Annotated in this window: 14 protein-coding genes; 9 read left to right on the forward strand and 5 right to left on the reverse strand. The window is 74.4% G+C overall.

The window, feature by feature from the left end; translation table 11 throughout:
• Positions 1-130: 130 nt before the first annotated feature.
• The 5 genes from O7542_RS08700 to O7542_RS08720 form a co-directional block, all read right to left on the reverse strand.
• Positions 131-337, reverse strand: coding sequence for a hypothetical protein (locus O7542_RS08700; RefSeq protein ID WP_030504423.1), 207 nt, complete (start codon positions 335-337; stop codon positions 131-133).
• Between the two features lie 121 nt (positions 338-458).
• The gene (locus O7542_RS08705; protein ID WP_113972846.1) at positions 459-1,658 is read right to left on the reverse strand and encodes a low temperature requirement protein A; all 1,200 of its coding nucleotides are present in this window, start codon (positions 1,656-1,658) and stop codon (positions 459-461) included.
• A 220-nt stretch (positions 1,659-1,878) separates the two neighbouring features.
• Positions 1,879-2,835, reverse strand: a complete 957-nt coding sequence (locus O7542_RS08710; protein WP_281606001.1) for a helix-hairpin-helix domain-containing protein — start codon at positions 2,833-2,835, stop codon at positions 1,879-1,881.
• Between the two features lie 243 nt (positions 2,836-3,078).
• On the reverse strand, positions 3,079-3,426 hold the full coding sequence (locus tag O7542_RS08715) for a TcmI family type II polyketide cyclase (protein ID WP_030504426.1): 348 nt from the start codon (positions 3,424-3,426) through the stop codon (positions 3,079-3,081).
• A gap of 63 nt (positions 3,427-3,489) precedes the next feature.
• Entirely contained in the window at positions 3,490-4,311 is an 822-nt protein-coding gene (locus O7542_RS08720; protein ID WP_281606002.1) for a BTAD domain-containing putative transcriptional regulator, read from the reverse strand.
• A gap of 411 nt (positions 4,312-4,722) precedes the next feature.
• Between O7542_RS08720 and O7542_RS08725 the strand changes: the two genes are divergently transcribed.
• From O7542_RS08725 to O7542_RS08765, 9 genes are all read left to right on the forward strand, one after another.
• On the forward strand, positions 4,723-5,076 hold the full coding sequence (locus O7542_RS08725) for a TcmI family type II polyketide cyclase (protein ID WP_281606003.1): 354 nt from the start codon (positions 4,723-4,725) through the stop codon (positions 5,074-5,076).
• A complete protein-coding gene (locus tag O7542_RS08730) occupies positions 5,073-6,797 on the forward strand; it encodes an acetyl-CoA carboxylase carboxyltransferase subunit alpha (RefSeq protein WP_064445759.1) in 1,725 nt (574 codons plus the stop codon). The genes O7542_RS08725 and O7542_RS08730 overlap by 4 nt, the downstream gene beginning before the upstream one ends.
• Positions 6,797-7,270 (forward strand): acetyl-CoA carboxylase biotin carboxyl carrier protein, encoded by a 474-nt coding sequence (gene accB, locus O7542_RS08735; protein ID WP_281606004.1) that lies wholly within the window; start codon positions 6,797-6,799, stop codon positions 7,268-7,270. The genes O7542_RS08730 and accB overlap by 1 nt, the downstream gene beginning before the upstream one ends.
• Positions 7,270-8,817 (forward strand): acetyl-CoA carboxylase biotin carboxylase subunit, encoded by a 1,548-nt coding sequence (locus O7542_RS08740; protein WP_281606005.1) that lies wholly within the window; start codon positions 7,270-7,272, stop codon positions 8,815-8,817. Before accB ends, O7542_RS08740 begins: the two co-directional genes overlap by 1 nt.
• Positions 8,814-9,521: an SRPBCC family protein gene (locus tag O7542_RS08745; RefSeq protein ID WP_113972840.1), complete on the forward strand. Its 708-nt coding sequence runs from the start codon at positions 8,814-8,816 to the stop codon at positions 9,519-9,521. The genes O7542_RS08740 and O7542_RS08745 overlap by 4 nt, the downstream gene beginning before the upstream one ends.
• Positions 9,518-9,928, forward strand: a complete 411-nt coding sequence (locus O7542_RS08750; RefSeq protein WP_043323615.1) for a cupin domain-containing protein — start codon at positions 9,518-9,520, stop codon at positions 9,926-9,928. The genes O7542_RS08745 and O7542_RS08750 overlap by 4 nt, the downstream gene beginning before the upstream one ends.
• Positions 9,925-11,196 (forward strand): beta-ketoacyl-[acyl-carrier-protein] synthase family protein, encoded by a 1,272-nt coding sequence (locus O7542_RS08755; RefSeq protein ID WP_043323617.1) that lies wholly within the window; start codon positions 9,925-9,927, stop codon positions 11,194-11,196. The genes O7542_RS08750 and O7542_RS08755 overlap by 4 nt, the downstream gene beginning before the upstream one ends.
• Positions 11,193-12,440 carry a beta-ketoacyl synthase N-terminal-like domain-containing protein gene (locus O7542_RS08760; RefSeq protein ID WP_069088551.1) on the forward strand — a complete coding sequence of 416 codons (1,248 nt, stop codon included), beginning with the start codon at positions 11,193-11,195 and terminating at the stop codon, positions 12,438-12,440. Before O7542_RS08755 ends, O7542_RS08760 begins: the two co-directional genes overlap by 4 nt.
• 279 nt (positions 12,441-12,719) lie before the next feature.
• The gene (locus O7542_RS08765) at positions 12,720-14,102 is read left to right on the forward strand and encodes an AMP-binding protein (RefSeq protein WP_281606006.1); all 1,383 of its coding nucleotides are present in this window, start codon (positions 12,720-12,722) and stop codon (positions 14,100-14,102) included.
• Positions 14,103-14,147 lie beyond the last annotated feature (45 nt).

Genomic DNA, 14,147 nt, shown 5'->3' on the forward strand with positions numbered 1-14,147 from the left:
GTTCCCGCCCCTCCGCCGGGCAAACCCCGACCAAACCCAGCCTCCTAGGACGCCTTAGGGGTGGTGCCGTGCCGCGCCCCGGGCACGGAACGGCCCGCGCTCGCCGGGCGGGCGCGGGCCGGGAGGCGGTCTACTTCGAGGGCTCGGGCAGCTTGCAGTCCACCTTCGGGTTGGCGCCGATGTAGTTCAGCGGGCCGGCCACGATGGTGACCAGGATCGTGCCCGCCTCCGCGCAGTTCGTCTCGTCGTTGCCGTAGTAGCCGCGCTGACCGGCGGCGATGGCACCGATGATGAGCCAGATGACGACCAGGACGCCGAATATCGAGGTGCCGCGCATCAGTTGCCTCCACTGGGGTTGTGGTGGATTCGAGGTGGAGGCCATGTACCCCGGGCGGGTGATCCGCCAAACGGCGCGCTGGTGCCCGGCGCGGCCGATTCCGATTACCGGCGGCGCCCGCTCAGTGCGGCGGCATCGGCTCCTCCGGCGGGCGGCCCCGGCTGCGGTGGTAGTCGGCGGACGCCACCCCGGCCAGCACCAGCATCGCCCCGGCCGAGGCGTAGACCGGCGCGAGGAACAACCCGGCCGGCGCGATCGTGAGCAGCGCCAGCACCCCGCCCGGCCGGGACGACGACACCCGGCTGAACACCTCGTACTCGAAGGCGGCCCGCCCGGTCAGGAACAGCGCCGGCCCGCCGAGGATCACCGCCAGCCAGGCCGGTGGCGTGTGCCCGGTCGGCTCCAGCAGCACCAGGTCGAAGCCCGCCGCGGTGGTCACCACGCCCGCCACCATCATCAGATGGGTGTACGGCGCGGTGTTGAGGAACCGGCTCGGCTGGGCGGCCCGGGCGATGGCGTGCGGCAGCAGCTCACCGGACTTGTGCACGTAGATGCGCCAGAGCAGCAGCGTGGTGGCGAACGCAACGGTGAAGGCGGCCAGGTTCTCCACCTCGGAGTGGTGCAGGCTGAACACGGTGCCGGCGACCAGCACGGCGTCGCCGAGCGCGATGATGAAGAACTGCTGGTACCGCTCGGACAGGTGCTCGGCGGTCACGTTGCGCTGGGAGTCCGGCACCGCGCCCAGGACCGGCACCGGGTACGCCAGCCGGAATCCGAGGTAGTCGATGGCCAGGGCGCCGAACCAGAGCAAAAGCCGTGCGGTGCCGTGCGCGGCCAGCGCGCCGACCAGCCAGGGCACCGCCGACACGGCGAACCAGACGAAGATGCGCAGGGCCCGCTGGTTGCTCTGCGGGTGCCGCCGTACGGCGGGCATGAGGAACAGGCCGCGTCCGAGATGGATCGCCACGTACGTGCCGGCGAACACCAGCCCTCGGGAGCTGAACGCCTCCGGGATGGCGGTGGTCATCAGCAGCGCGCCGAACATCACCGCCACGATCAACAGCTTGATCTCGGTGCGCTGCGGATCGTAGATGTCGGTGACCAGCGTGGTGATCGCCCAGGTCCACCAGATCGCCATCAGCATGACCAGGGACTCGGCGGCCCGCTCCCAGGACACCGACCCGACCAGGTGCCGTGAGATCAACGCGAGCGCGGCCACGTAGACCAGGTCGAAGAAGAGTTCGAGCAGCGTCACCCGGCGCGGCGCCTCCGGATCGCGGACCGGCGGTCGCCGGCCGGGCTCCGGCGCTGCGGTGGGCACGACATGCTCCTGCGGGTGGCGGTTCGCGCGGCGGGCCGTGAGGGCCCCTCACCGACCGTAGCGATGCCTGTCCGCAAGCGGTCAGTTTTCCGACATACCGGTCCGGGTGGTGGCTGATGGTCGCGCGGTGATGTCACCACTTCGGGGTTCTGGTGGGGCGGGAAACGCGCCGGGCCGGTGGCGACGATCGTCACCACCGGCCCGGAACACGGAGGAGCGTCTACTCGGTACCGGCCGGGAGCACCCGATCGGCCTCAGCGCCGGCACCCGCCAGCACCTTCGCCTGCTGCGGCCAGGTGGCCAGACCCGGCGCGGAGCGCAGGCCGGCGGCCTTCACCGTCTGCCGCAGTGCAGCCTCGTCCAGCTCGGCGAGCTGCCGGTAGGTGCGGATCCCGGCGTCCTGCAGGGCGGCGGCCAGCTTCGGCCCGATGCCCTGGATTCGCCGGAAGTCGTCCGACGCGTCGGTGTCCGCCGCGGCCGGGACATTCTCGACCGAAGTACGCGGCGCGGGCACGGCGACCGGCTCGATGGCCTCGACCGGCGCGGCCTCGGTGGCCGGCGCGTCGACGGCCGTGCCGACCGCGGGCTGCTTCTCCGTGGCGGGCTCGTCCTCGGCGAGGGTTGCCGAAGCCGCCACCGGCTCGGCGTCAACGGTGGCCGGAACCGTCACCGAGTCGGAGTCAACGGTGGCCGGAGCCGGCTCGGCGTCGGCCACGGGCGCGGCAACCGGCCCGGCGTCAGCCGAGGGCGACACCGGCTCGGCACCGACGGGCTCGGACTCGACCCGCTCGGAGGCAACGGGTGCGGAAACGACGGGCTCGGCGCTGACCGGCTCAGACCCGACCGGCTCGGCGGTGGCTGGCTCAGACACGACCGGGTCGGAGGCGGCGGGCGAGGACTCGGCCGGCTCGTCGGCGGTGCGGGCGGCGGTGGCTACGGCCGGTTCGGCGGTCGCGGACTCGGTGGGGGCGGGCTCGGTCACGGTGGCGGTCGCCGGCGGCTCGTCGACCACGGCGACCGGACGCGGCTCGTCGACGGTGGCGGTCACCGCGGGGGCGCCCTCCACCGTGGGCGTCGCCGGGGCGCCGGGCCGGCGGCCGAAGAGCACCCAGCCGGCGACCAGTCCGATGAGCAGGGCCAGGATCACGAACAGCCACTGCCCGAAGCTCGACGGCATGGCCAACCTCCTTCTATGTACGTGCACGACGGTGGCGAAAGACTCGGGGCAGCTTCGCACACGCGCGCCGACGACGACAGGCAGGCTGGTGCCGGGCCGCGACTGCGGGACGGGTGGTGTCCGCCGGTGGCCGGCGAGTGACCGAGCGTGCGTCGGGAATCGAATGGTGCACGGCCGGGAGGCGCCCCGGAACCTGGGTGCCGTGCGTGGTTCCGGGGCGCCCCGTCCGTCGCCCGTGTCCGGTCAGCGGATCCGGTCGGGCGCAGGGGTGCCGGCGGCGGTCCAGCTGTAGAAGCAGCCGGCCACCGCGTCCCGGGGCGAGTCCCAGGTCGGCAGGTACGGCGAGGTGTGCGCGGACAGCCGCTTGTTCACCTGCTCGTAGAGCGGGTGGTCGCGTAGTTCCGCGGTCAGGTCGGGCGCCACGTCGACGGTCTCCATCAGATGGACGCACAGGTCGTGCAGGTAGTACAGGGACCGGTGCCGCACGCCGGTGAGGTGGGGCAGTTCCGTCGCGTCGGACTCGGCGAAGATCTGCGCCACCCGTCCCTGTGCGCCCGGCACGATCCGGCTGACCACCAACAGTCGACTCATCGTGTGACCCCCTCTGCCGCGCGGTGCTGGGCTCACCGTGCCGGTCGCGCTGTCACCTCGCCGTCACCGCGTACCCCGGGGGATTGATGGCGGTGCCGCCTTGGCGGCCCGGTCCGTGCGGCGCGGCGGCGGCGGCGGTTCCGGGCGGCTGGCCCGCCGGATCGGCGCGAGCGTGTCGTCCAGCAGCGCGGTCATGGCCGGGGACGGTTCCAGGCGCAGTTCGCGCAGGAGCAGGTCACGGTAGACGTAGAAGGAGTGGACCGCCTCGAACGCGTTGCCCTCGGCCAGGTGGATGCGGACCACCAGGCGGTGCGGGGTCTCCCGCAGCGGTTCGGCGGCCATCGCCTCCAGCGCGGCCTCGAGCGCCTCGCCGTGCCGGCCGGCGGTGAGGTGGTTGCCGGCGAGTTCCTCCAGCATGTGCAGGCGCAGCTGGCGCAGCCGTTCGCGTTCCAGCAGCACCCAGTCGTCGTACCAGCCGGGGAGCAGGTCGTGGCGTCCGGCGCCGGCAGCGCCGCGGGGGACTGCGCCTTCGCGTACCCGGGTGGCCGTCTCCACCAGGTCGTCCACGTCGAGGCGTACGGTCGGTCCGAGGCGGACGGTGTCGCCGTCGGTGCGCAGCGGGCAGCACGGGTCCTGCCGCAGCCGCCACAGCGCGGTCCGCAGCGACGACAGCGCTCGCTCCTCGGGGGTCTCGGGCCAGAGCAGACCGGCGAGGTGGCTGCGGGTGGCAGCCGGGCGCAGGCCGATCAGGGCGATGACGCGCTGCAGCCCCCGGGGTACGACCACCGGAGTGTCGTCGTGCAGCAACTGGAAACCGCCGAGCAGGTGCAGTGCCACCCGTGGGGCGGGTTCGCCCGCCGTCGGCATCCTCGATCCACCCGACACGGCGCACCCCCCAGCACCGGAACCCTCGTCCCGACCGTCGTCTCCCGGCCCGTCGCCCGCGACGCCGGTGTCGGAACGCCTCCACCACGGTCCGGAACCTCCACCGTGGCCGGGCTGACCGAGACGGAGAATATCAATGCCTGTTACTCTCAGTCAACGGTCGGTCGGCCACCTGACCGTCCGGCGCGGACCCGTAACACGCCTGTGATCTGCGAAAAAGTGTCGCCGCCCGGAATCCGGAAGGTGATCTTCCCATAGCTCACGCACAGCTCCCGTCAACGCAGCGTCACCATGTTTGTGGCGCGATGGGGTGCGGTTGACGCCCGGTAGACGGCCCTGGCGGCACCGTGTGGCAATCCGTGCGGCGCGACCGGTTCGCCGCGCACCGGGACGTACGCAGGGAGGCCGCGAATGGACCGTTCGCTCATCGTCGCCAAGGTGGTGCCCACGGCCGAGGACCGGGTGGCCGAGATCTTCGCCGAGTCCGACGCGACCGAGCTGCCCGGCCTGGTCGGTGTCCGGCACCGCTCGCTGTACCGGCTGCACGATCTCTACGTCCATCTGCTGGAGACGGAGACGCCGGCGCAGGGCGCGGTGGAGGACAATCGCGGGCACCCGGAGTTCATCCGGATCAGCGAGCGGCTGCGGCCGTACATCTCGCCGTACCTGCCGACCTGGCGCTCGCCCCGCGACGCGATGGCGCACTGCTTCTACCGGTACGACGCCCCGGCCCACCTGCGCGACGCCGCCGGGCGGCCTCAGTGACCACCACCGCGCCGCGCGACGAGCAGCTGTGGTCCCGGTGCGACGGGTGCGCCTCGCTGCTCTACCGCAAGCGGCTGCGCCGCAACCTGGACGTGTGCCCGGAGTGCGGCTCGCACGCCCGGCTCGACGCGCCGGACCGGGTGGCGCAGCTCGCCGACCCGGACTCGTTCACGCCGCTGCCGGACCGGGCGGTACGCGTCGACCCGATCGAGTTCGTCGACGCGCTGCCGTACCCGCACCGGCTCGGCGCGGCCCGCGCGGCGACCGGCCTGGACGAGGCGGTGCTCTGCGGCACCGCCCGGGTGGGCGGGCACCCGGTGGCGCTGGCGGTGATGGACTTCCGCTTCCTCGGCGGCAGCCTCGGCTGCGCGGTCGGTGAGCTGATCACCCGGACCGCCGAGCGGGCCCTGGCCGACGACGTCCCGCTGGTGCTGGTGACCGCGTCCGGCGGCGCGCGGATGCAGGAGGGCGCGCTGTCGCTGATGCAGATGGCCACCGTCAGCCAGGCCCTCGCGGGGATGCGCGAGGCCGGTCTGCTGACGGTCAGCGTGGTCACCGATCCCACGTACGGCGGGGTGGCCGCCTCCTTCGCCACAAACACCGACCTGGTGCTCGCCGAGAGCGGCGCCCGGCTGGGCTTCGCCGGCCCCCGGGTGATCCGCCAGGTCACCGGCGCCACGCTGCCGGAGGGCTTCCAGACCGCCGAGTACCTGCTGCGCCACGGCCAGGTGGACATGGTGGTGCCCCGGCACGCGCTGCGCGGCCGGCTCGCCGCGCTGCTCGCCGCCGCCCACTCCGGCCGCCGCGCGCCGGCAGGTGCGCCCGCGCCGCGCCCGGCGCCGGCCGTGAGCACCGTGGCCGCCGCGCCGGACCGCGACCCGTGGGAGACGGTACGCACGGCACGGCACCCGGGCCGCCCGACCACGCTGGACTATCTGGAGACCGCGTTCGACGGGTTCGTGGAGCTGCACGGGGACCGGCTCGGCGCGGACTGCCCGGCCGTCGTCGGCGGCATCGCCCGTCTCGACGGCCGGCCGGTGATGGTGATCGGCCACCAGAAGGGACACACCACCGCCGAGCTGGTCACCCGCAACTTCGGCATGGCCAGCCCGGCCGGGCACCGCAAGGCGCTGCGGTTGATGCGTCTCGCGGCGCGGCTGCGGCTGCCGGTGGTGACGCTCGTGGACACGCCCGGCGCGGACCCGGGGGTGACCGCCGAGCAGCAGGGCCAGGCGGCGGCGATCGCGGAGAACATCCTCGCGCTCACCGTGCTGCCCACGCCGGTGGTGGCGGTGGTCACCGGCGAGGGCGGCAGCGGCGGCGCGCTCGCGCTCGCGGTCGCCGACCGGGTGCTCATGCTGGAACACGCGGTCTACTCGGTGATCAGCCCCGAGGGCTGCGCCGCGATCCTCTGGCCGGACAGCTCGGCGGCGCCGCAGGCGGCCCGCGCGTTACGGCTCACCGGCGCCGACCTGTGCCGCCTCGGCGTGGTCGACGAGCTGGTGCCGGAGCCGCGGCCGGCCGCGCACGCCGACCCGGCCGGCGCGGCCGAGCTGCTGCGCCGGGCGGTCGCGGCGAACCTCGCCCCGTTGCTCACCGTGCCTCCCGCCACGCTGGTCCGCCGACGGCGTCAGCGGTTCCGCCGCTTCGGGGCGGCCCGCTCGGCCACCGCCGGTCCCGCCGCGACGGCGCGCGCCGCCGAGCGGCCGGAGGTGGCGTGATGGCCGACGTGGAGTCCGAGCAGGTGCTCGACGGGCTGCGCCGGCAGGCCCGCAAGCTCGTCGCGGACCTGGCCGGGCCGGTGCGCCGGGTGCGGCTGCGCAGCGGCGAGTCGGTGCTGGAGGTCGAGTGGCACGACCCGGCGGCGCCGCGCGCCGGGACCGAACCGGTGGGCGCGCGCATCGAGGATCCCGCCCGGCAGACGGCGCCGCCGGTCGACCGGCCGGCCGTGCGCTCGCCGGTGGTGGGCACGTTCTACCGGGCTCCCGAGCCCGGGGCGATGCCGTTCGTCGCGGTCGGCGACGTGGTCCGCCCGGGCCAGGTGGTCGGCATCGTCGAGGCCATGAAGCTGATGAACGAGGTGACCGCCGGCCAGGCCGGACGGGTGGTCGAGGTGCTTGTCGACGACGGCAAGCCCGTCGAGTACGACCAGCCGCTGATCGCCCTGGAACCGGTCACCGGACAGGACGGCTGATGTTCGACAAGGTGCTGATCGCCAACCGGGGCGAGATCGCGCTGCGGGTGCTGCGCGCCTGCCGGGAGCTGGGTGTGCGCACCGTGGTGGTGCACTCCAGCGCCGACGCCGACTCGCTGCCGGTGCGGCTGGCCGACGAGGCGGTCCGGATCGGCCCCGCGGCCAGCCGGCGCAGCTACCTCAACGCGGCGGCGATCGTGGAGGCGGCCCGGCAGACCGGCGCGCAGGCGGTCCACCCCGGGTACGGCTTCCTGTCCGAGGACGCCGACTTCGCCGAGATCTGCGCGGAGAACGGGTTGGTCTTCGTCGGCCCGCCGCCGCAGGTGATGGCCGCGCTCGCGGACAAGTCGACGGCGCGGGCGCTGATGAGCGCCGCCGGGCTGCCGCTGCCGCCGGGCAGCGTCCGGACACTGCCCACCGTCGCCGAGGCGCAGGAGGTGGCCGCCGATGTGGGCTACCCGGTGATCGTGAAGGCCGCTGCGGGCGGGGGCGGGCGCGGCATGACTGTGGTGCGCTCGGCCGCCGAGCTGCCCCGCGCGTACGCCCGCACCCGCGCCGCCGCGCAGGTCGCGTTCGGCGACGACCGGGTGTACGTCGAGCGGTACCTCGCCGACGCCCGGCACGTCGAGGTTCAGGTGCTCTGCGACGGCCAGGGCAACGGCGTGCACCTGGGCACCCGGGACTGCTCGGTGCAGCGCCGGCACCAGAAGCTGATCGAGGAGGCGCCCGCGCCCGCGCTGCGGCAGGCCACCCTGGACACCGTCGCCGAGGTGGCGCTGCGCGGCGCGCTGTCGGTCGGCTTCGCCGGCGCCGGCACCGTGGAGTTCCTGGTGGACGAGTCGGAACGCTGCCACTTCCTGGAGATCAACTGCCGGATCCAGGTGGAACACCCGGTCACCGAGATGGTCACCGGCGTGGACCTGGTGCAGGAGCAGCTGCACATCGCGTACGGCACCCCGCTGCGCCTGCGTCAGTCCGACGTCCGGCTGACCGGCGTGGCGATCGAGTGCCGGGTCAACGTGGAGGACCCGGACCGCGACTTCGCGCCCGCGCCCGGCCGGCTGGACCGGTTCCGGCCGCCCGGCGGCCCGTTCACCCGGGTCGACACCCACGGGCACACCGGCTACCTGGTCAGCCCGCACTACGACTCGCTGCTGGCGAAGGTGGCGGTCTGGGCGCCGGACCGGGACGCCGCGCTGGACCGGCTCGACCGGGCGCTGGCCGAATTCGACGTGGCCGGTCCGGGTGTGCGTACCACGATTTCGTTCGCCCGGCGGGTGCTGCGCGACCCGGCGTTCCGGGCCGCCCGGCACACCACCGCCCTGGTGGAACGCCTGCTCACCCCGCCCGCCGTGGCCACCGACGGGCCCGTCGGGAGCGCCGACAGCGCCCCGGCCGGCGAGCGGGCCGACGGCGCCCACGCCGGCGCCGTCGTACCGCGGCTGCGGTCGGCGGTGCCCGACCCGCGCGCCGAGGCCGACCCGGCCGGCCGTACCCCCGTTCGCGCCGTGCCCGCCGCCGGCCCGACCACCTGGAGGAACCGATGACAGTCGCCCCCGACCGCCCGCTCGCCCGCGAGATCACCGACATCCTGGTCACGCACTGCGGCCTGGACCCGGACGCCGCCGCCAGCACGCCCGCCGCGAGCCTGGAGGAGCTGGGCATGGACTCGCTGGCGCTGCTCGAACTGTCCGCGGTGGTGGCCGACCGGTGGCGGGTGAAGATCCCGGAACAGGCCGGGCAGCTCAGCATCGCCGGCGTCGCCGACCTGGTCGCCCGCAAGGCCGATCCGCCCGGGCACACCGAGAACGCGGTGGAGATCGACGCGCCGCTGCCGCTGGTCTGGGAGATCACCAACGACGTGGCCCGGTGGCCCGAGCTGTTCACCGAGTACGCGGTCGCCGAGATCCTGCACCGCGACGGCGACACGGTCCGCTTCCGGCTCACCATGCACCCCGACGAGAACGGCGTGGCGTGGAGCTGGGTCAGCGAACGTACCGCCGACCCGGCCACCCGCGAGGTGCACGCCCGGCGCGTCGAGACCGGGCCGTTCGAGTACATGCGCATCCACTGGCGGTACGAGGAGATCCCCGGCGGCACCCGGATGACGTGGACGCAGGACTTCGCGATGAAGCCGACCGCACCGGTCGACAACGCCGGCATGACCAACCGGATCAACACCAACAGCGCGATCCAGCTCGCCGTGATCAAGGAGAAGATCGAGCGGGCGTACGCGGGAGGCACCCGATGACCGACACCACCACCGCCCGGGTCTCCGTCCACGACGTGCCGGCCGACCGCCGCCGCGGCGGGGAGCTGCGGGTGCTGCTCGGCCCGAAGACGGTCGGCAGCACCTCCGGATTCATGGGCGTGGCCACGCTCGCGCCGGGGGAGCGGATCGCCGAGCACTACCACCCGTACAGCGAGGAGTTCCTCTACGTCGCCCGCGGCGCGATCACCGTCGACCTGGACGACACGCCGGTGCCGCTCGCCGCCGGGGAGGCGCTCTACGTACCGAAGGACGTGCGGCACCGGCTGCGCAACACCGGCGACGAGCCCGCCGAGGTGGTGTTCCACCTCGGACCGCTCGCCCCGCGCCCGGAACTCGGCCACGTCGACACCGAGAGCGCGGCCCCGCCGCCACGGGAGCCGTCGTGACCGGCCGGCGCACCGTGGTCACCGGCGTGGGCGTCGTCGCGCCCGGCGGCGCCACCCGGGACCGGTTCTGGAAGACGATCACCGAGGGCCGCACCGCGACCCGGCGGATCAGCTTCTTCGACCCGTCGCCCTTCCGGTCGCAGATCGCCGCCGAGTGCGACTTCGACCCGGACGCCGCCGGGATCACGCTCGCCGAACGGCAGCGCGCCGACAGGTACGTGCAGTTCGCGCTCGCCTGCTCCGCCGAGGCGCTCGCCGACAGCGGTCTCGTCCTCACCGACGCGCAGCGCGAACGCGCCGGGGTGGTGCTCGGCACCGCCGTCGGCGGGACCATGGCGCTGGAACAGGAGTACGTGCGGGTCAGCGACTCCGGCCGGCACTGGCTGGTCGACCACGCGCTCGGCGGGCCGTACCTCTATCAGGCGCTGGTGCCCAGCAGCCTGGCCGCCGACGTGGCGTGCCGGCACGGCCTGCACGGCCCCGCGCAGGTCATCTCCACCGGCTGCACCTCCGGCATCGACGCGATCGGGTACGCCCACCAGCTCGTCGCCGACGGCGAGGCCGACGTGGTGCTGGCCGGGGCGGCCGACTCGCCGATCTCCCCGGTCACCGTCGCCTCGTTCGACGCGATCGGCGCGACCAGCCCGGACAACGACGACCCGGAGCACGCCTCCCGGCCGTTCGACGCCGACCGGCACGGGTTCGTCCTGGCCGAGGGCGCCGCCGTGCTGGTGCTGGAGGAGGCCGAGCACGCCCGCCGCCGGGGCGCGCACGTGTACTGCGAGGTCGCCGGGTACGCCAGCCGCAGCAACGGCTTCCACATGACCGGGCTGCGCCCGGACGGCGCGGAGATGGCGGTGGCGATCAGCGACGCGCTGCGGCAGGCCCGGCTCGCCCCGTCGGCCGTTTCCTACGTCAGCGCGCACGGCTCCGGCACCCGGCAGAACGACAGGCACGAGACGGCGGCGTTCAAGCGGGCGCTGGGGGAGACCGCGTACCGGGTGCCGATCAGCTCGATCAAGTCGATGGTCGGCCACTCGCTCGGCGCCATCGGCTCGATCGAGATGGCCGCCTGCGCGCTGGCCATCGAGTACGGCGTGGTCCCGCCCACGGCGAACTGGACCACCCGCGACCCGGAGTGCGACCTGGACTACGTGCCGAACGAGGCGCGGGAGGTGCCGGTGGACGTGGCGCTGTCGGTGGGCAGCGGGTTCGGCGGCTTCCAGTCCGCGATGGTGTTCCGCCGGCTGGCGGCGGTGCCGACATGACCGCGCGGGCCGTGGTGACGGGCATCGGTGTGGTCGCGCCCAGCGGGATCGGCGCCGAGGCGCACTGGAACACCGTGCTGGCCGGCACCCGGCGCATCGGGCCGATCACGCTGTTCGACCCGGAGCGCTACCCGACCCGGGTGGCCGGGGAGGTGTCCGACTTCGACCCGGCCGGGTTCAGCGACACCCGGCAGCGGGTGCAGACCGACAGGTGGACCCACCTCGGCTTCGCCGCGACCAGGCTGGCGCTGGCCGACGCCGGGCTGCCCGAGGTGTCGCCCGACCCGTACCAGTGGGCGGTCACGCTCGCCAGTTCCTCCGGCGGCAACCTGTTCGGCCAGCGGGAGCTGCAGCGGCTGTGGGGCGGGCCGACCCGCACCGTCGGGGCGTACCAGTCGATCGCCTGGTTCTACGCGGCCAGTGTGGGCCAGCTGTCGATCCGCCACCAGTTCAAGGGGCCGTCCGGGGTGACCGTATCCGAGTCGGCCGGCGGGCTGGACAGCCTCGCGCACGCGGTGCGCACCGTCCGCCGGGGCACGCCGGTGGTGATCGCCGGGGCCACCGAGTGCCCGCTGAGCCCGTACGCGCTCGCCTGCCAGCTGCGCTCCGGCCTGCTCAGCGACGTGTCCGACCCGCAGGCCGCGTACCGGCCATTCGACGTCGCGGCCAGCGGCTACGTGCCGGCCGAGGGCGGCGCGGTCTTCGTGGTCGAGGAGCTGGGACACGCGCTGGCCCGGGGCGCGCGCGTCTACGGGGAGATCACCGGCTGGGCCGCCACCCACGACGCCGCGCCCACCGACCCGGCCACCGGCCCCGACCCGGCGCACTACGCCCGGGCGCTGCGGCTGGCGCTGGAACGCGCCGGGGTACGCCCGCACGACGTGGACGTGGTCTGGCCGGACGCGCTCGGGGTGCCCGCGTACGACCGGGCCGAGGCGACCGCGTTGCGTGCCGTCTTCGGCGACCGGACCCCGCCGGTGACCACCCAGAAGCCGCTGACCGGCCGGGCGCACCAGGGTGGGTCCGCGCTGGACGCGGCCACCGCGCTGCTGGCGTTCCGCCGCGGGATGCTGCCCGCCTCGGCCGGCCCGGACGAGCCCGCGCCCGGCTGCGAGCTGACGTTCCTGCGGCAGCCCCGCCCGCCGCGCAGCCGGATCGCGCTGGTCGGCGCGCGCGGCTTCGACGGGTTCAACAGCGCGCTGGTGCTGCGCGGCGCCGCGCCCCCACCGGCGGGCGAGCGCTGAGCGGGGCCACCCGGGAGCGTCGTCGCCCGCCGTCCGCGCGGGAGCCCGCGCGCACAGCATCCGGCGGCCGGCGGACTACCTTGCCGGCGTGGCCCCGATCCTGCCTGTCCGATCGAGCCTGAGCAATCCACCCAGCCGCTGTTTTGGATCTAGCCATTTGCATCTGGCGATGCAGAAGAGGGTCGTCGTAGGGTTCCGCCATACCCCGAACGACGTACCCGCTGGGCGGATCCGCCCAGTTCCTCATTGGAACGGTGGCTGGTCGTGACTGCACATCCCGTGGCAGAAGATCCTGCCTCGACGACGGTGGACTGGGTGGACGACATCCTGTTCACCGGCCGCGACACCGACGTCTGCCTGCGCCTGCCCGAACCGGTGGACAAGGGCACGCTGCGCCGGCTCGTCGGCGAGGCGCAGGACCGGCTCGCCGAGGCCGGGCTGCGCGCCGGAGGCGCCGCCGCGCTGCGTCTGCCGCCCTCGCTGGCGTACGTGGCGCACCTGCTCGCCACCTGGCGTACCGGCGCGCAGGCGGTGCTGCTGGACCACCGGCTCACCGACCACGAGGTCGACCAGGCGCTGCGCCGGCTCAGCCCGCAGGTGGTGGTCGCCCCGGTGCGCTCCGGCGGCGGCGCGCTGCGGATCTTCGTCGACGTCACCGCCGGCGTCAGCGCGTACTCCGACCGCCCGGCGGGCAGCCCGCACGCGGTGATCCAGCTCAGCTCCGGCTCCACCGGGCCGTCCAAGGTGATCGGCCGCACCGCCGCCGACCTGGTCGGCGAGGTGCGCCGCTACACCCGCATCGACGGCGTCGCGCTGCCCGGCGAGCGGATCATCCTGCTGCCCAGCATGGTGCACGTGCTCGGCCTGGTCGGCGGCCTGCTCTACGGGCTGCACGCGGGCGTCGAGCTGTGCCCGCCGGAGCGGCTCAGCGGCGACGCGATCCTCGCCGCCGTGGCCGCCCAGGACACCCCGGCCACTGTGCTCGGCGTGCCGTTCCACATCGGGCTGCTCGCCTCCACCACACCGGCCGGGCCGCTGCCGCAGCTCAAACGCATGACCACCGGCGGTGAGCTGGTGAGCGCCGCCGTGGCCAATGCCTTCACCGACCGCTACGGCGTGCCGCTGGGCAACATGTACGGGATGACCGAGGTCGGCGTCATCGGCACCGACCTGTACGGGCGGCACCGCCCCGCCATCGCGCCCGCCCCCGGCATCGAGGTGCGCGAGCGTGACGGCGAGCTGTGGGTCAGCTGTCCCGCCAACCCGTACGTCGGACTGGCCGACCCGACCCGGTGGGCCGACGGCTGGCTGCACACCCGCGACGCCGGGGTGGTCGACCCGGACACCGGCCTGGTCACCATCAAGGGCCGGCTGGACTCGCAGGTGTCGGTGGGCGGCCTGAAGGTCGACCTGACCGAGGTGGAGGCCACAGTGGCCGGGCTGCCCGGCGTCGTCGCCGCGGTGGTGGTCTGGGACGACGGCATCACCGCGTACGTCCAGGCCGACGGCTCGCTGACCGAGGAGACGCTGGACAAGCTGATCGCCGAGCGGCTGGCCGGCTTCAAGCGTCCCCGCACGCTGCGGCTGCTCGACCAGATGCCCCGCACCACCACCGGAAAGCTGGTCCGGTCGGTCCCGGCGCTGCGGGACGCGGCGTCGTGACCGGACCGCTGTACGAGCCGCGCAATCGCCGGACTTCCGCCGGAC

It is taken from the genome of Micromonospora sp. WMMC264 (assembly GCF_027497275.1).
Lineage (GTDB): Bacteria > Actinomycetota > Actinomycetes > Mycobacteriales > Micromonosporaceae > Micromonospora > Micromonospora chalcea.